This is a genomic window from Providencia sp. PROV208 (assembly GCF_028479465.1).
Classification (GTDB): Bacteria; Pseudomonadota; Gammaproteobacteria; order Enterobacterales; family Enterobacteriaceae; genus Providencia; species Providencia alcalifaciens.
This window is the reverse complement of record NZ_JAMPNS010000010.1, coordinates 112864-131729: the sequence shown is the minus strand read 5'-3', so window position 1 is coordinate 131729 and position 18866 is coordinate 112864. Positions and strand designations below refer to the sequence as shown.

General features: G+C 43.2%; 15 protein-coding genes. 6 read left to right on the top strand and 9 right to left on the bottom strand.

Annotated features, from left to right (window positions below):
- Positions 1–97: 97 nt before the first annotated feature.
- The 4 genes from cydD (at position 98) to infA (ending at position 4698) form a co-directional block, all read left to right on the top strand.
- Positions 98–1864 carry a heme ABC transporter permease/ATP-binding protein CydD gene (gene cydD / locus PR766_RS08480; protein ID WP_154636161.1) on the top strand — a complete coding sequence of 589 codons (1767 nt, stop codon included), beginning with the start codon at positions 98–100 and terminating at the stop codon, positions 1862–1864.
- 2 nt (positions 1865–1866) lie between these two features.
- Positions 1867–3609, top strand: a complete 1743-nt coding sequence (gene cydC, locus PR766_RS08475; protein ID WP_036978770.1) for a heme ABC transporter ATP-binding protein/permease CydC — start codon at positions 1867–1869, stop codon at positions 3607–3609.
- A gap of 8 nt (positions 3610–3617) precedes the next feature.
- On the top strand, positions 3618–4322 hold the full coding sequence (gene aat / locus PR766_RS08470; protein WP_154636162.1) for a leucyl/phenylalanyl-tRNA--protein transferase: 705 nt from the start codon (positions 3618–3620) through the stop codon (positions 4320–4322).
- Positions 4323–4479: 157 nt separating this feature from the next.
- Positions 4480–4698, top strand: coding sequence for a translation initiation factor IF-1 (infA, locus tag PR766_RS08465; protein WP_004244560.1), 219 nt, complete (start codon positions 4480–4482; stop codon positions 4696–4698).
- Positions 4699–4765: 67 nt separating this feature from the next.
- Here infA and clpA read toward each other — a convergent pair whose 3' ends face one another.
- Both clpA and clpS read right to left on the bottom strand, forming a co-directional pair.
- Complete coding sequence (gene clpA, locus PR766_RS08460; RefSeq protein WP_006657775.1) at positions 4766–7051, bottom strand: ATP-dependent Clp protease ATP-binding subunit ClpA; 2286 nt, start codon at positions 7049–7051, stop codon at positions 4766–4768.
- Between the two features lie 31 nt (positions 7052–7082).
- On the bottom strand, positions 7083–7403 hold the full coding sequence (gene clpS, locus PR766_RS08455) for an ATP-dependent Clp protease adapter ClpS (protein ID WP_006662191.1): 321 nt from the start codon (positions 7401–7403) through the stop codon (positions 7083–7085).
- A gap of 409 nt (positions 7404–7812) precedes the next feature.
- On the opposite strand from clpS, the gene cspD reads away from it, so the two are divergent.
- A complete protein-coding gene (gene cspD, locus PR766_RS08450; protein WP_006657712.1) occupies positions 7813–8043 on the top strand; it encodes a cold shock domain-containing protein CspD in 231 nt (76 codons plus the stop codon).
- A gap of 102 nt (positions 8044–8145) precedes the next feature.
- Here the strand turns inward: cspD and PR766_RS08445 are convergent, their stop codons facing one another.
- From PR766_RS08445 to PR766_RS08415, 7 genes are all read right to left on the bottom strand, one after another.
- Complete coding sequence (locus PR766_RS08445) at positions 8146–9081, bottom strand: DUF1177 domain-containing protein (protein WP_154636163.1); 936 nt, start codon at positions 9079–9081, stop codon at positions 8146–8148.
- A gap of 230 nt (positions 9082–9311) precedes the next feature.
- A complete protein-coding gene (locus PR766_RS08440) occupies positions 9312–10058 on the bottom strand; it encodes an IclR family transcriptional regulator (protein WP_006657710.1) in 747 nt (248 codons plus the stop codon).
- Positions 10055–10888, bottom strand: a complete 834-nt coding sequence (locus PR766_RS08435; RefSeq protein WP_154636164.1) for a nitrilase-related carbon-nitrogen hydrolase — start codon at positions 10886–10888, stop codon at positions 10055–10057. Before PR766_RS08435 ends, PR766_RS08440 begins: the two co-directional genes overlap by 4 nt.
- 10 nt (positions 10889–10898) lie before the next feature.
- Entirely contained in the window at positions 10899–12245 is a 1347-nt protein-coding gene (locus PR766_RS08430; protein WP_006657708.1) for a purine-cytosine permease family protein, read from the bottom strand.
- Positions 12246–12708: 463 nt separating this feature from the next.
- Positions 12709–14652, bottom strand: a complete 1944-nt coding sequence (macB, locus tag PR766_RS08425; protein WP_154636165.1) for a macrolide ABC transporter ATP-binding protein/permease MacB — start codon at positions 14650–14652, stop codon at positions 12709–12711.
- Between the two features lie 2 nt (positions 14653–14654).
- Positions 14655–15764 (bottom strand): macrolide transporter subunit MacA, encoded by a 1110-nt coding sequence (macA, locus tag PR766_RS08420; RefSeq protein ID WP_006662246.1) that lies wholly within the window; start codon positions 15762–15764, stop codon positions 14655–14657.
- Positions 15765–15872: 108 nt separating this feature from the next.
- Positions 15873–17537, bottom strand: coding sequence for an ATP-dependent nuclease (locus PR766_RS08415; protein WP_006657704.1), 1665 nt, complete (start codon positions 17535–17537; stop codon positions 15873–15875).
- A 397-nt stretch (positions 17538–17934) separates the two neighbouring features.
- Between PR766_RS08415 and PR766_RS08410 the strand changes: the two genes are divergently transcribed.
- Complete coding sequence (locus tag PR766_RS08410) at positions 17935–18834, top strand: lysine exporter LysO family protein (protein WP_006657703.1); 900 nt, start codon at positions 17935–17937, stop codon at positions 18832–18834.
- Positions 18835–18866: the final 32 nt, after the last annotated feature.

The window sequence follows — 18866 nt, the reverse complement described above, 5'->3', positions numbered from 1 at the left end:
GTTATGATAGGTAAAAATTCGGTTAGATTTGATGACAAAGTCAACTATCTTAACTGCACTCAATAACATGAAAACTACACCTGCTAACTAAATCATTATGGATAAATCAAGACAGACTGAATTGGTGCGTTGGTTAAAACAACACAGCGCTCCTGCCAAGCGTTGGCTCCGAATTTCTATGCTCTTAGGCATAGTCAGTGGTTTATTAATTATTGCGCAAGCTTGGTTAATCGCAGTGATTTTACAAGCCTTGCTGATGGACCACATTCCTCGAGAGCAACTGCTCACCGACTTTACTTTATTGATTAGTGTCTTTATTTTACGAGGCATTGTTCACTATCTGCGCGAACGAGCGGGTTACCATTGTGGGCAAGTCGTTAGGCAGCAAGTCCGTAGTATGGTGTTAGATAAACTACAAGAACTAGGTCCCGTGTGGGTAAAAGGCAAACCTGCTGGCAGCTGGGCAACCATCATTCTTGAGCAAATTGAAGATATGCAAGATTACTACTCTCGCTATCTTCCTCAAATGTATCTCGCCACCATCATCCCAATCATGATCCTGATTGCCATCTTCCCATTTAACTGGGCTGCGGCATTAATTTTATTTGCTACTGCACCATTAATTCCTATTTTCATGGCATTAGTCGGGCTAGGCGCTGCAGATGCTAACCGTCGAAACTTCTTAGCATTGAGCCGTTTGAGTGGTAGCTTCCTTGACCGATTACGAGGATTGGATACTCTTCGTCTATTTTTCCGTGGCAAAGCGGAAGTGACTCAAATTCGTGAATCCACCGAAGATTTTCGCTCTCGGACGATGGAAGTGCTCCGCATGGCGTTTTTATCGTCAGGTGTCTTAGAGTTTTTTGCCTCTATTTCTATTGCCGTCGTTGCCGTTTACTTTGGTTTTTCCTACCTCGGGGAATTGAGCTTCGGTAGCTATGGTCTGCCCGTTACCCTATTTGCGGGTTTCCTTGCTTTAATTTTATCCCCTGAGTTCTTCCAGCCTCTGCGCGATTTAGGGACTTACTACCACGCTAAAGCTCAAGCTGTGGGCGCCGCTGAATCACTTGTAACCCTACTCGAAAGCCAAGCTGATGAAAAATCACCTCAAGGCAACAAGGTCATTGATAATCAACCGATTCGCATTGAAGCCAAACAGCTGGAAATTCTCTCCCACGATGGCGCTATCCTTGCAGGTCCTCTTGATTTTACGGTTGAGCCACAACAACGCATCGCATTAGTTGGGCAAAGTGGTGCGGGTAAAAGCTCCTTATTAAACTTATTACTCGGTTTCCTTCCTTACCGTGGCTCAATCACCATTAATGGTCATGAACTCAATCAGCTATGTTCTGATGAATGGAGAGCGTTGGTCGGCTGGGTAGGACAAAACCCACATTTGCCAGAACAGACGTTGAAAGAAAACATTTGTTTGGGTAAACCTGATGCAACAGAGGCGGAAATTCAATCTGCGATTGAAAAAGCGTATGTTGCAGAATTTCTGCCAAACTTACCTGATGGATTAAACACGCGTTTAGGTGATTTTGCTGCGCGCCTTTCTGTTGGTCAGGCTCAGCGTGTGGCCGTCGCTCGCGTACTATTAAAGCCGTCACGTTTATTGCTATTAGATGAACCCGCTGCGAGCTTAGATGCCCATAGCGAGCAGCTTGTCATGGAAACATTAAACCAACTCTCCGAGCAGCAAACGACGCTCTTAGTGACCCATTTACTCGAAGAAACGATGGATTACGACCAAATTTGGGTAATGGCAAACGGACAAATTATTCAACGTGGTAATTACCAACAACTGAGCCAGTCTGAAGGTGCCTTTGCCCAGTTGCTTGCTCACCGCCAAGAGGAGCTTTAAAAATGAAAGTATTACTGCCCTTCTTAGCCCTCTATCGCCGCCATTGGTTTTTGATTTCATTAGGGATCATTCTGGCAATTGTCACTCTACTTGCAAGTATTGGGCTGCTTACCCTATCAGGATGGTTCTTAGCGGGTGCTGCTATCGTGGGTGCTCCGGGGATCTATTTCTTTAACTATATGTTGCCAGCCGCAGGTGTCCGTGGTGCTGCCATTTTTCGTACCGCAGGACGCTATGCCGAGCGCTTAGTTAGCCACGATGCCACTTTTAAGGTCTTAGCTCATCTACGCGTTTTCGCTTTCAGTAAAGTGCTACCGCTGTCTCCTGGTGGGATCAGCCGTTTCCGCCAAGGGGATTTATTAAATCGATTGGTTGCCGATGTGGAGACTTTAGACCATCTTTACTTGCGTGTTCTGTCTCCAATAGTTAGCGCCTTCTTTGTGACATTTGTGCTAATCATCGGTCTGAGCTTCCTTGACCCTCGCCTTGCATGGACTCTAGGCGGCGTAATGTTGTTTTTACTGTTCACGATGCCGATTGTTTTTTATCGTGCGGGTAAACCTATTGGGCACGAACTCACCGAACTCCGTGGTAATTACCGCACCGTTTTAACTTCTGCATTACAAGGACAAGCTGAATTAGCCTTGTTTGGTGCCACTCAACGTTTTCGCCAAAACTTATCTAACATCGAAAATTCATGGCAAGCGCGTCAACAGCAACAAGCAGCACTCACGGGGCTATCTCAAGCAATTATTCTCTGTGCATCAGGACTGACAGCAACCTTGCTATTATGGATGGCTGCTGAGCATGTGGGGGGAAATACACAACCGGGTGCGTTGATTGCTTTATTCGTTTTCTGTGCATTGGCTGCATTTGAAGCCTTAGGTCCTGTGGCTGTGGCATTCCAACACATGGGACAAGTCATCGCGTCAGCGACTCGAGTGTCCCAATTAATGCATGCGAAGCCAGAAGTGAGCTTTGTTAATCAAAGTCACGAGCTGAAGTCTCTTGAAAGTTTAATGATTGATAATGTGACCTTTACGTATCCAGAGCAACCTTTTGCGGTTATCAAAAAAGTCTCATTATTCGTCAAGCAAGGTCAACATATTGCGTTATTAGGAAAAACCGGCTGTGGAAAATCGACCCTACTTCAATTACTCACTCGTGCTTGGGATGTCGACAGTGGCGTGATTACGATTAACGGTCAGCCAATTCAAGAATACAGTGAAGAAGCGCTGCGTGGAGCAATGTCTGTTGTGCCTCAGCGTGTCCATGTGTTCAGTGATACCTTACGCAACAACTTACTGCTGGCGAATGAACAAGCCTCTGACGAACAACTTTGTGATGTTTTAACCCAAGTCGGCTTAGATAACTTATTGGATACCCAATTAAAATTAAATGCTTGGATGGGTGAAGGTGGTCGTCAATTATCAGGAGGAGAGCAGCGCCGCTTAGGTATCGCTCGTGCACTTTTACATGATGCGCCACTGGTATTAATGGATGAGCCTACCGAAGGGCTAGATGCCCATACTGAGCAACAAATTCTCAATTTACTCAAACAAAAATGTGCAGATAAAACCCTGATAGTCATCACCCATCGTCTGCAAGGTTTAGAGCAAATGGATACTATCTGTGTGATGGATAATGGCGAAATCATTGAACAAGGCTCCCACCAGCAACTGTTAGCTGAGCAAGGTCGCTATTATCAATTCCATCAGCGTCATTTGGTTCAGCAAACTCGCTGAGGTGTACCATGTACCAGTTAGATGACGACTCTTATCTGTTCCCTCCCGTGTCTGAAGCGATGCGGGAACCTAATGGATTATTAGCGATTGGCGGTGATTTATCATCCCGCCGATTACAATCTGCGTATTATGATGGTATTTTTCCCTGGTTTAACCCTGGAGAAGTACCATTATGGTGGTCTCCTGATCCTCGAGCTGTTTTGATGGTGGGTGATCTGCATATCAGCCGCTCCATGATCAAAACATTAAAAAAATCCCCTTATCGCATTACCATAAATCATGCATTTAAAAATGTGATTGAAGCTTGTGCAGTACGTCAAGAAGGGACTTGGATCCTGCCTTCCGTACAGGCTGGCTATCTCGCTTTACATCAAGAGGGTTTAGCGCACTCGATTGAGGCATGGCATGGCGAGAAATTGGTTGGAGGCTTATACGGCGTGAACATGGGACACCTGTTTTGTGGGGAATCCATGTTCAGTAAAATGAATGATGCATCCAAATGTGCTTTTATTACATTCTATTTTCATTTTTTGCGCTATAATGGGCAACTTTTTGATTGTCAGGTACTTAACCACCACACCGCCTCACTGGGTGCAACGGAGATCTCCCGCAGGGATTTCCTTCATATTCTTTACCGGTGGCGTGATCTGCGAATTGACCCAGCATGCTGGTTACCACAGTCAATTGATTTACCACAATCATTTGAAAAATAACCACTTTTTAAGAAATAAAAAGTGACAATACAGTAATTTTATCCCCAACTGTGCGAAAGAAAGATCGCTTTAAAATGCGACACTTCTTTACTTAGTGTGGGTTTTTGGGCATTATCTTGCCCGTAAAAAATCACGGTTATTAGACTTAGAGGATTAGATGGCCAAAGAAGATAATATTGAAATGCAGGGAACGGTTTTGGATACCCTGCCAAATACAATGTTCCGCGTTGAACTGGAAAATGGTCACGTCGTGACTGCACACATCTCTGGTAAAATGCGTAAAAACTACATCCGCATTCTGACAGGCGACAAGGTAACTGTAGAGTTAACTCCTTATGACCTGAGCAAAGGTCGTATCATTTTCCGTAGCCGCTGATTTTCGATTTTCAGGCAAGGCCTGACAAGACCACAGGTGCCCAAGACACCTGTGGTACTAGCTATTGTCAGATTACAGCATCCTCTGGAGAGGCCTTGTGTACGCTACTGAAGCTGTATGTCAGTGTGTGACTATTTTCATCAAGCCCGATACTCACCGAGCCACCATTCGTTAACGAACCAAATAACAGTTCATTCGCTAATGGTTTCTTCAGGTTATCCTGAATGACACGCGCCATAGGTCGGGCACCCATTGTTTTGTCATACCCTTTTTCACATAACCAACGGCGAGCTGCTTGGCTAACCTCAATCGAAACGCCCTTCTCATCAAGCTGAGCTTGTAGCTCGACAATGAACTTATCAACCACCTGTGTGATGATATCCATCGACAGTGAATTAAACCAAATGATGCCATCAAGACGGTTACGGAACTCCGGTGAAAATGTCTTTTTGATTTCTGACATTGCATCCGTACTATTGTCTTGCTCTGCAAAGCCAATCGAACGACGCTGAGTTTCTTGTACTCCTGCGTTTGTTGTCATCACAACAATCACATTGCGGAAATCCGCTTTACGACCGTTATTATCAGTTAACGTACCGTGATCCATCACTTGCAGAAGGATATTGAACACATCGGGGTGCGCTTTTTCAATTTCATCCAATAGCACCACGGAATGTGGGTGCTTGATAACCGCATCGGTTAACAAACCGCCTTGGTCAAAGCCCACATACCCTGGAGGCGCACCAATCAACCGACTAACCGTATGGCGTTCCATGTATTCGGACATATCAAAGCGCAATAGTTTCACATCCAATGCTTTCGCTAATTGGACCGTCACCTCGGTTTTACCCACCCCTGTTGGTCCTGCAAATAAGAAGGAGCCTACGGGTTTATGCTCTAGCCCTAAACCAGCGCGATTCATCTTAATCGCTTCAGAAAGCGCTTCAATCGCATTGTCTTGCCCGAAAACTAACATTTTCAAGCGAGAGTCTAAGGTTCTTAAGCGGTCTTTGTCGCTGGATGAAACCGTTTTTTCTGGAATACGCGCAATACGTGCCACCACGGTTTCAATTTCAGGTACACCAATCGTTTTCTTCCGCTTACTTGGAGCAACTAAACGAGTTCTTGCACCTGCTTCATCAATGACATCAATTGCTTTATCTGGCAGATGGCGGTCAGTAATATATTTCACAGACAAGTCCACCGCTGCTTGAATCGCTTTTGCGGTGTAACGAACATCATGATGGGACTCATATTTTGGCTTCAAGCCATTAATAATACGCACCGTCTCTTCAGGGGACGGCTCCACAATATCAATTTTTTGGAAACGGCGAGCTAATGCCCTATCTTTCTCAAAAATATTACTGAACTCTTGATATGTGGTGGAACCAATCACTCGAATACGCCCACTCGATAAAAGTGGCTTAATCAAGTTTGCGGCATCGACTTGCCCACCCGATGCGGCTCCCGCCCCAATAATGGTGTGAATTTCATCGATAAACAGGATGCTTTTCGGATCTTTTTCCAGCATTTTTAGCAACGCTTTGAAACGTTTCTCAAAGTCGCCACGATATTTTGTTCCTGCTAGCAACGAACCAATGTCCAAGGAATAAATAGTGCAATCCTTCATCACTTCAGGGACATCGTTTTGTTCAATGCGCCATGCTAAGCCTTCTGCAATCGCTGTTTTACCCACGCCGGATTCCCCAACTAATAATGGGTTATTCTTACGGCGACGGCATAGTACTTGAATAGTACGCTCTAATTCAGCTTGACGTCCCACCAGCGGGTCAATATTCCCTTTCTTAGCCTGCTGGTTAAGATTCGTGGTGAAGTTGTCCATATGGTCTTCTGAGACCGGCTGCTCTTCGCTTGACGGAGCATTGTTAGAAGCATCCTCTTCTGAGGAGGATGAATCCTCACCTTTGATGGTTCCGTGAGAAATGTAATTAACCACATCAAGGCGGCTAACATCATGCTTACGTAATAGATAGGCGGCTTGTGATTCTTGTTCACTAAAAATCGCCACCAGCACATTAGCGCCAGTCACTTCATTACGCCCTGATGATTGAACATGAAAAACAGCACGTTGCAGCACGCGCTGGAAACTCAATGTCGGCTGAGTATCTCGTGTATCATTTTCAGGTAATAACGGTGTAGTTTGGGCAATAAAATGTTCAAGCTCTTGTCTAAGGGCAACCAAATCAACCTTACAAGCCTCTAATGCTTCACGCGCAGAGATATTACTCAACAACGCCAGCAATAGGTGCTCCACAGTCATAAATTCATGGCGATTGTCTTTCGCTCTGGTAAAAGCGACATTTAGACTAAGCTCCAGTTCTTGATTGAGCATAAGCACCTCCCAAAATTGATATTAAGACTCTTCAGACTTTCTCTATAGTACACAATAAAGGATATTCATGTTCCCTTGCAAAAGCATTGACTTGAGCGGCTTTCGTTTCTGCAACTTCAGCAGTATAAACACCGCAAACACCTTTACCTTGAAAATGCACATCTAACATTATCTGTGTAGCGCGTTCTTCATCAAAAGAAAAGTATTTTTGTAACACTTCAACAACAAAATCCATCGGCGTGTAATCATCATTATTTAACAAAACCTTATACATTGATGGTGGTTGCAGCGCCTTTTCAACTTCATCTTTAAAAATTGTGTCAGTTTTAAATGTGCCCAGAAAATCACTCATTACTTTCTTGCTCAGTCGTGTTGCTCAGTGTGGAAATTCAATTTAAGCATAGCCTTTATTATCAATGATATCTATCCGTTAAATAGTACTTCAATAAAGCTAGGTCATTAAAAATATTTTGTCTTCATTTTGATACTAAATACTCAATTTACGTCAGTGTACCATGGGCTGATAGCAGACTTGTAGATCCTAAATTTTGTGATCCATATCAAATAATTTAAAAATTCACGAAAAACGCTCATCGGATTATTTTCAGTTTACTCAAAAAGCCAAAATCCGACTCTTGACCAAATATCCCTATCCAATACAGTATGAAATGCGAGCGATAAACCTCGTATTTATACCTAGTTTGCATGTGTATTTTATGCATGTATATAAACAGTAAGTAGCAAACTGAAAGGACAGAAATATGAATACAGGTACGGTGAAGTGGTTCAATAATGCGAAAGGTTTTGGTTTTATCTGCCCAACAGATGGCGGAGATGATGTATTTGCACATTACTCCACAATCCAAATGGACGGTTACCGAACACTGAAAGCGGGCCAGAAGGTTAACTATAGTGTTGGTGCTGGTCCTAAAGGCTCTCATGCTGACGTCATTATCCCAATTACTGAAAGCGGTGAAGAGAAAGCAGAATAAATTAGGGTAATAGAGCACAGTTAATTATTTTTAAGGGGTAAATAATTAACTGTGGCTATTTAAATTAAAACAGTTCCAAATTAAGAAAGCATGCAATAAATATTATTGTTCTTCCGTGGCTTGTAGATGACGCATATCTCCATACAGTTCAGTTAATAACTGATATTGCTCTTCGTCATAAAAAGCGCACTTGCCTTCACCGAATTCTTTTGCCACTTCAATCATAAATTTTACGGTCGTTGCAATATCCACTTCATGACTCGCCCCCGTTGAACAACCCGGTACAACAGTTTCCGTACAAATTGCAACACCAACAACAGGTACTGTCGTCGAAACCGCTGGCTGCATGATACTGTTTAAATGATGAAGCCCATTACCATAAGGAGTGATATCTTGGATTGCTAGTGGGAAAGTGACCGCATTCTGTCCACTACTCCACTCCATTAAACGCAGCAAATCCTCAGAAACAGGCAGGATATATCCTGATTTAACCGTAGGTGATAGTGCGTACCCTTTATGGTTAATCAGGCGATTTCCTTTAGTCGTATCCACCGATAAAATCGCATCTGCTTCAGGAATGCTTTCGTGGAGATTCATCGTCACATCTTCCAACGGGGAATCCATAAAATCGACTGGAGTATGTGGACGAGTAGGTGCATTTGGGCAGATATGCGTGGTAATGATCACATCGCCTAATAACGTGTCACCCCGCTGCTGCATTTGCGCCAGTTTTAATCCTGTTGTGATGGCGGCGATAGCACCATCAGCATCAGAGACAACGCCAATGCGTGAAGGTCTTGCACCGAGTCCACCTAAACGCCCAATAATGCCGAGGGTTGGCGCATTTTTACCTTGAGACTTACCTTGTTGACCGGGGATCGTAATTCTGACGAAATCACTTTGACCTTTTTGATCGACGACAGTCGTTGAAATGACTTGAACCTCGGAGAAATCTTGAAACAACTGAACGACATCATGCCCACTTACATTCGCACAATCGAGTAGCTCATAAACGCACAAAGTTTGCTTTAGAGTCATTGTACTTCCTTTAATTCTAATTATTTTTTTCGAGTTTTAGAGCGAACGAGCACCAAAAGGGCACCCGTTCGCTCTGAATACCCCTTAACTAAAGACAAAGGGTATATTTCCTGATGAAGGCGTATTCACGCACTTTGAATGGTATTTAATTATTATTTACTGCGACTACTCATTACTGCTTACTGAACTTTTACGACTATTTTTACTGCTTTATATCACAAGGCTTTTGACTACTTGGCACTACGCTCTAGCCAATAAGGATCGCCTACCATGCAACCTAGATAAGACGCCTTACGGCAAAGGTCTTGAGACAGCTGTGTCATTATCTCATCGGTCATTTGCGACTCTGGAAGACTTAAACACAACGCATACAATGTATTTTGTGAAGGGTCGTACACCGTACTGGATACGGAAGCGACACCTGCAACTGACTCATTGACTGAAAACTCCCAACCACGTTGTGTAATCGCGTCAATACGCTCTTTTAAACGGGACCGCGTGTCTTCAGGTTCTAAATTAATTAAGTTTGTCCGTTCATTGACGGGTAATCGTGCTAATAACGCACGTCCAGTTGAGGTTCCGCCAATCGGTAAACGAGTTCCTGGCTGCGTAATGACTTGCAGCATACTGTTACCAAATCGTGCATGTACGACACGCACTTTATCTTCGTCTAATGCGGAAACATAACTGGTAAACCCAGTATCTTTCGTCAAACTGTCTAATACTTCCAACGCCATATCGATTAAATGGTTCATGCCTCGAGCCCGATGGGCAATTTCCATAATCAATAACCCAGGACGATAAATCGGTGCGTTATTTTTCTTTTCGAGCAACCCCAGTTCTGCCATCTGCTTTAACAGACGTGAAGCAGAACTTTTAGGCATGGACAACTCATTTACCAATGTAGTCACCGTGAGCTCATCACCTGAACGTAAAAACAGGCGAAACACATCGACAACACTTGTTAAAATACTCATACCTGCATTTCCTGCGCCAGTAAGCCATAATTTAGAGGCTTTCTGTCTCTTAAATAAGGCACATTTAATCGCGTATGTGCTTGAAGGCGAAAATCAATTTCACCGACTAATAGCGCTTCACTTTCACAAGATGCCTCGCATAGCACTTGCCCTCGTGGACCGACAATTTTACTACCACCAAACAGGTGTAAATCTTCTTCATGCCCCCAGCGATTAACCGCCAGAAGATGAGTCCCATTTTCTAATGCACGACATGCCGTATTGATATCCCACATATCTCGGTCTTGAATACACCACGCTGAAGGCGCAATCAATAACTCCGCACCTTGTAACGTGAGGATCCTAGCGACTTCAGGGAATCCCATGTCATAACAAATCATCACACCTATCTTACCGATAGGTGTCTCAAACACGGGGAAGCTATCCCCGCTTTTGAACCATTGTTTTTCAATACCAAACGCATGAACTTTACGAAATACACCACTGATATTTTCACAGCCTGGATTCCATACACCCACCGCGTTGTAAACTTCTCCAAGACGCTCACCACGCTCAGCAAACCCTGACACAATCGTGATATCTAAGCGGGAAGCCAACTGGCTAAATAGGCAGTCAGTTTCACTGCCTTCAAAATCGCTTAAATCCCATAATTTTGTGGATAATAGATCGCCCCGATAACCCGTTGTCGCCAACTCTGGGAAACAGATTAATTTAGCGCCTTGAGATGCCGCCTGCTCGCACAGTTGCGCCATACGCTGCAAATTATCTGTTTTATTTCCGAGCTCAGAATTAAATTGAGCCAAAGCCACTTTTACTCGGTTATCGGTCATCTATCTGCCCTCAATCTAAATGAGAAACTTGGCGGAAATGGGTTCCTTTCTCGCCTCGGAATGCGGCTAATAGTCGCATACCAATCCAATAAGCCACCGCACCAACCAGCAAGGAGTTCAATGCTGGAACACCAATATCTGCATTAAATGGACCCAGAGCAGACGTTCCCCAACCCACGATAACAGCACAACACCACGCAACTAATGTTACTGGGTTATATGCTTCACAGCGTGTCGGTAAAATGCCTTGTTCCCGGGTAATATCCAGTTCTTTTCTGTCACGTTTTAAAAGGTAGTAATCTACAACCATAATGCCCGCGACAGGCGGAATCGAAATACCGAGATAAATTAAGAAGCTAATAAAGTTATCTAAGATGCCTAACATAGAAGCAACAGTACCAAAAATACCAATTACCCATGTTAAATAACGGCGATCAAAGCGCTTATTAAAGATGGCGTTCAACAATGTTGAAAAGCCCAGTGACGAAGAATAAAGATTGATATCATTCATTTTAATTGTTGAGAAGATAACAATCGATGCACCTAGCAATCCAGTCAACGCCATCATCAAATCAAAAACTTGGCTTGTACGTAACGCTAAAGCCATTAAAACTGCAATCATGTTGACGAAAAGCTCGCCACAGAACGTACCAATTAAGGTCATCCAGAACACATCTTTCGGCTTATGCATAAAGCGGCTGATGTCTGGTGTTGTCACAGCAGAGATGATAAATCCACCAGCAACCATGGTAATTGCCGCTGGCATAGTCATTAACGGTCCGGCAGGTTCAGTAGCATTGATTAACGAACCAATATCCTGTCCTGATAATAAATTATAAGTTGCCCAACCGAGTGCGAATAAAAAGAGCGGTGTTGAAATATTCGCGGTAATAGATAAAAAGCGATATCCATATACCGTAATAATTGTCACCGCAATACCTGTAATAAGCGACCAGGTCCCTGGTGTTAGCACGTTAGTCGCTTTATACATACCATCAGCGAAGAAACCATTTTGGACGCCGAACCAACCCATTAAGGAGATAGCAATCGCTCCTCCAATTAATGCGGATCCTAGCTTTCCAAAACCAGCCCACCGAGACAGTAGACTGATTGACATTCCTTCGCGACAAGCAGCTGCTCCAAGCCCCCAGCTGACGACCTGTAAAATTACAGAGCCGAGCATCGTTGCCCAAAACGCCTGCCAAAACGTTAATCCATACCCAAGAGCTGCACCTAGCATCACTTGCGAAACGCAAGCGAGTGAACCGATACGGAGGATCAACACTTCATAAAACGGTCGACGAGCACTTTGCGGTACCCGCGCCAGAGAATAATCTTCACCTGCTTTATTTGCCATTTTTCATGCCTGCTGTGTATGAGTCTTTACTTGTGATTTATTGGCTTTTCGCTAAAGTTCCATTTAATGGAACTAGGTTTCATTTATTCTACAAGACGAATGATATCCACGATCAGTACCAAACCGCAAGTAGAATTTACCTTTTTGATAGCTTTTTTATTATCGGTTATTTAAATAAGAGGAGATATAGGAGGAGATAAAAACAAAATAAGCTGTAAATTAATGGGTTAAAAACTCCACATTTGATTAGAGAAATTTCATAAAAAGAGTTATCCCCAATAGATAATTCTAATTTCGACACGCCAATTTAGAGTAGTTTCTCTTTTCATTGCGCTTAATCTCACAAAATATTCGACCTAAACAGCCATTTTCCAATTTTTTCATTCAAAAAATTGCTTATATCATGAGAAAAAAGTTGCTGATATTTTCTCAGCAACTTTTTACATCACCGCCAATTAAAAAATCACTCTCTCGCTAATGCATCAATTGGGTTCAATTTGGCCGCGTTTTTGGCGGGTAGGAAACCAAAAATAACCCCAATTGCAGTGGAGCAGGCAAATGCACTGATTAGCGCGATAGGATCAAATTCAAATGTCCAACCTGGTAGCGCCATTTGGGCAATTAAGCTCACGCCATAAGATAACCCAATCCCCATTAAGCCACCGATAAGGCACACTAACACCGCTTCAATTAAAAATTGCTGCATAACATCCGAAGTTCGTGCTCCTACCGCCATCCGAATCCCAATTTCACGGGTTCTTTCCGTTACGGATACCAACATAATGTTCATCACACCAATGCCCCCGACCACTAAAGAAATTACGGCGACGAGGGTTAAAAAGAGCTGCATCGTTTGTGTGGTTTTTTCAGCCGTTTTAACCAATGTATCAATGTTATAAGTAAAAATATCCTTCTTACCATGACGCAGCGTAAGCAAACGCACCAGTTGTTGCTCAGCCACTTTGGCATCAACACCTTCATTTACTCTCACCACAATGCTGTCATAGTAAGAACGGTTAATGAGCTTACTGTTAATGGTGGTATCTGGTAAAAACACCTCTAAACTTTTACTGGAGCCAAAAATTGACTTTTGCTCCCCCAATACTCCGATAATCGTAGCGGGCATATTGCCAATAAGTAATGTTTCACCCACCACATTCTGTTTGTTCGGGAAAAAACGTCGTTTCGTATTTCTATCAATGACAACTACAGGCGCACGCCGAGTTAGCATATCCTGAGTGAATCCCATCCCTTCAGAAAAATGGCTTCCATAAACTTGGAAATAATCGGTTCCTACCCCAGACACCCGAGCCACCGCATCCAAATTACCTTTACGTAACCGCGCGGATGTTTCAATAGAGCCCGTCACTGACTGTACATAAGGCTGCTGAGCAATTGCTGAAATGTCCGAGGCTTTCAATACTTGGCGGTTTTCAGGGTCATCACTACCAAAATCTTTGCCGGGATACACCGAGATCGTATTGGTCCCAATCGATTTAATATCATTCAATACCATCCCTTTAGCCGCATCACCAATCACCATAATGGAGACCACCGATGCAATACCAATCACAATCCCCAACATGGTCAGTAAGGTGCGCATTTTATTCACGACCATCGCTCGCCATGCCATCAGCAGCGCTTCACTGAATCGGCTAACCCACTGTCCTAATGGATTTTTCCGTATGACGGCTTTGGCTGGAAATTCAGCGACTTTTCCCGCAAGCGCACCAGAATCATTGATGATTTCGCCATCTTTGATTTCAACAATCCGTTCTGCTTGTTGCGCTACTTTTGGGTCATGGGTGACGATAATCACCGTGTGTCCTTGGGCACAAAGATCTTTTAAAATCTTCATCACCTCTTCCCCTGAATGGCTATCTAGCGCCCCAGTAGGCTCATCCGCTAAAATAACCTGACCACCATTCATGAGTGCCCGAGCAATACTGACTCGCTGCTGTTGCCCTCCAGACAGCTGGCTAGGACGATAATTGACGCGCTCCCCTAAGCCTAAACGTTGCAGCAATTTTTCTGCTCGTTCCTGTCGTTGCGCCTTACCAGCTCCCGCATAAATAGCAGGAATTTCAACGTTCTGCTCTGCACTCAAATGGCTTAACAAATGATAGCGTTGAAAAATAAAACCAAAATGTTCACGACGTAATTGCGCCAGCTGATCATTATCTAACTCTGCGATATTTTGCCCTGCAACATAGTACTCGCCTGAGGATGGTTTATCTAAACACCCAAGGATATTCATCAACGTCGATTTTCCTGAGCCTGATGCTCCGATAATCGCCACCATCTCCCCTGAATGTATTTTCAGCGAAACCTTTTTTAGTACAGTGATTTCCTGCTCACCCGCAGGGTATCGCCGTGTAATGTTATGCAGCTCAAGTAAGGTTGCCATGATTACAATTCCGTATCACTACTGCGATTAGTGATGACTTTATCCCCTTCTTGCAGCCCTTTAATAATCTCAACGGAGACATCATTGCGGCTACCAATTTCAACGGTTCTCTTTTGTGGTACACCGCCATTCAACACCTCCACTTCATAAACCTGTGGAGAAACTTCATTTCCTAAAGCGAGCAACGGAAGCAATAACACATTTTTATGAGATTCAAGTTCAATCACCACTTGCGCAGTCATTTGCAACTTTAATAAATGCTGGGGATTTGGTACTTCAAAGCGCGCGTAGTAAAAAATCGCATCATTGATTTTTTCAGGCGTAGGAAGGATATCTTTCAGTTTTCCCGCAAATTTTTTATCTGGTGCACCCAACACGGTAAAAGACGCACTTTGCCCTGGTTCAAGATAGATAACATCGGCTTCAGACACTTCAGCTTTTACCAACATTGTATCCAGATCCGCCAACGTCAAAATCGTCGGTGCTTCTTGAGCTGCAATCACAGTTTGCCCCTGCAACGTTTTGATAAACGTTACAATGCCATCCATCGGTGCAGTAATTTGGGTATACTTCAAATTGGTTTTTGCCGTATCTAAAGAGGCGCGATTCCGTTTGATTTGTGACTGATACGTGGCAACTTTGGCTTTATTCACCTCGACGTCAGTCCTGGCTTTATCCAGTTCTTGGCGAGACACCGCTTGCACTTTTGATAAGCTTAAATGACGCTGATAGGTCACTTGCGCCAATTTTAATTCGGCTTGAGCCAGTGCCAAATTCGACTCTAATTCATGAATGGTTTCTTGGGATTCGGTGACCTCATTTTGCGCCTTTTGTGGATCAATCACCGCCAGCAGGTCGCCTTTTTTGACCGTATCACCTTCTTTTACATATAACGCTTGTAATTGACCACTGACTTGCGCACCAACATCAACTTTCCGCACAGCATCTAACTTCCCTGTTGCGAGAACCTGCTTATCTAAATCACCACGGGTTACATCAACCGTTTGGTAACTTTCTGGTTTCTGATTACCAAGAAAATACCACGCAATCAAGCTCCCCATAAGCAAGGCTAAAATACCATAAATCCATTTTTTTCTTGATGTTGCCTTCATTACTCACGTTCCTATTTTCAATAAGAGGGCCGCCCCTCCCTTGAAAATAAGATAGCTGAATAATTATCTATCTTCACTAAACAGATTTAAGATTAACTGCAATTTATATCAATACGCCTTACCACGCGCGAGCCATGCAACGCGAGAGAACATGTTTCTTAACACTAATGGCACTGCGTCTGGACCCAATTCAGCTGCACGATTCACTGTCGCAAGTGCTAAGTCGGGCTTCGAGGTTCGTGCAATCGCTTTTAAGATAACCCGACGGGTTGAAACCCTCGCATTTTCAGGGATTTCCGCAATTTCATGGTACAAGCCTTGAAACCCTTCACGATAGAGAAAATGCTCCATATCGGGTGCAGGTAACATCGTTAAACGGTCTCGGTCTGAAGAATTAATTTTATTCGCGTAATGGGTGGCAGTTGCGGCATATTTCCTTCCTGCCTCATCCCCATCCGTTAATACATGCCACTCAATCCCCATTTTATTGGCAAATTTTAATAATGGTTTCAAACCACTCTGCGCAAAAGCAATGACTTTAATGCCTTCCGTTTCGAAGAAATAATTACACTGCCTCGCAAATTCACTCATTAACCAAATCTCTGTTTCACCTTCGACCAATAACCAACAACGGGCAAATAATGCAGATGGTCGATTAAAACGAATATGGAATGATATTTTGCGTAGCTCTTCCGCACTTAAATCTTGGGGGCTAAGACGATATGCCGATACCTTATTGGTATCACGCACAAGGCGACATAAACTGTCAATTGGCGCCTGAGAAAGTAAATCGCCAGAGTTGGTCGTTGTGATCCGCTGCAATGAGAATAAGCTAAATAGCCCCCAAGCAATAGATAACATAATAGGATGTAGCCGCGTCTCAGGGTCTTCCACAATAATAATTGGGCGAGCATGTTTATCGAGCTCGATATTCCCTTTAGATTGCAATAATGATGAAAACATCCCTAAGATAATTAGGCGAATATTACGTTGATTAGGTTTTGCAATCAGCCGGTTAATATTATCCAATGCTTGCCAGCCGCGTTTCCGAGGTTCTAAGCTAATGATTGAATTATCCGCTTTCACCATATGACCGCTTTTTCCTGAAAAATAATGGCTCAGCAATTGCTGCATTGCGTCCACGCCATCTTCAAGGTCATTATCACTTAATCGTTCAGGGTTATTCACCAACGCCATGGTTAGCTCTTTAATCTGGTGATTAAAGTTTTCACGAAAATGGTTATCCCCACCCTGGATCGTATTCGGATTAATGGTGTTTAAAAAGCGGGCATCTCGTAAGCGGATCGCGGGATATAAACGAATAATTTCCTTAATGTACTTTCCGACATTATCAAGAGATAGCTTGTTCCCTCCTGAATTTAGGAAACACTTATCCACTACAACACTATTATCGTCTTTTAATTCGGCGCTCACTCGGTACAAAATATGTTTTAGATCGTCCCCATTATCAACCCAGACAGAGGCTAGATTTTGAAAACGATAAGACTGATGTCGACCTGGGCGGCTTTCACAGAACTTTAGGACTATCTGCAAAGTACGAAAACGCGTTTCATCATCCCCTGTTGGATGGTGAAAATCATTAGCATTAAACTGGTATTCACGATGATCGGGAGAGAGCAAAATATCCAAGGCATCAAGTAGACTCGATTTACCCCACGAGTTTTCACCAATCAAGACAGTATTATTGTTAAGCTCTAAAGAAAGCCGATTGATCCCTCTAAATCCATATATTTCCACACGTTCCAGATACATATCTCTCCCCTTACTGTCAAAACTGAGTTCGATTGTAACATCCCAACCATTCAGGAATCCGTGAAACAACCTGAACTATCACAAATAAAAGCTTACTTATTTAGCTAACTAATTACTAGACGAGTCAAAATAGTACAAAAAAACACGTTACGATACATGTTCCTGTATTGAGCTTATTTAATTGGTGATATAGGATGTTTATGCTTTATTTTCCAGCATTTTTCTCCTATTTTTAGTTAGTCAGCCATTGAAAAATATCTGTCACCTACATGATATTTAGCATCACAGGCTAAATTTATTACTGTTTCGATAGCAATACCCCTGAAAGTTTAAATATAATCTTTTGTTTATATTGATATAATTTATGTGTAGTTAATGAAATAAAAAGGGCACCGACATGTATTCTGGCTTGCTGATTATTCTTTTACCTCTGGTTCTTGGTTACTTGATACCTATAAAAAATAAAAATGTTCTTCATCGAGTTCATCAATCTTTAAACTCGATGGTGTACGTGATTTTATTTTTAATGGGTATTACCCTCGCGTTGCTTGAAAACCTCAGTGCCCATTTAGTGTCCATTTTAGTTTATGCCCTAACCTTCTTCGGCTGCATTTTTGGCTTAAATGCACTCTCATTAATCCTTCTCGATAAACTTGATCCGTGGAAAGTCCCGCAACACAAGCAAGAAAAACCCCCTTCTCGCATCAAAATGGTCTTTGAATCCTTGCAACTGTGCGGTGTATTACTGGTGGGTTTTCTGGTGGGCTTAACGGGGTTTAAATTTCTACATTATGCGGATAAAGGTAGCCAAGTCGCCCTCATGTTGCTGCTCTTACTCGTCGGGGTTCAACTGCGTAATAGCGGAATGCATATTCGACAAATTTTAATCAACCGCCGAGGAACAACTATCGCCTTAGTCATGGGGGTCAGCGCCCTTATAGGTGGCGCAGCCGCCGCCTTTTTCCTTGGACTTCCTATCAAAATGGGGTTGGCGATTGCCTCTGGATTTGGTTGGTATTCCCTCACAGGGATCTTAATTACCGATGCCTATGGTCCTGTTATGGGCAGCGCTGCATTCTTTAATGACTTATTGCGCGAATTAACGGCGATTATGCTGATCCCGCTGATCATTAACCGCTATCGCTCAACCGCTTTAGGTATCTGCGGCTCAACATCGATGGACTTTACTTTACCGGTATTGCAACGCAGTGGCGGTGTTTCAATTGTCCCTGCAGCCATCGTTCATGGGTTCGTTTTAAGTCTTATTACGCCAATTCTTATGGCATTCTTTACATAAGTAGAATTTCAGTCACAATAGCCGTTAATTTA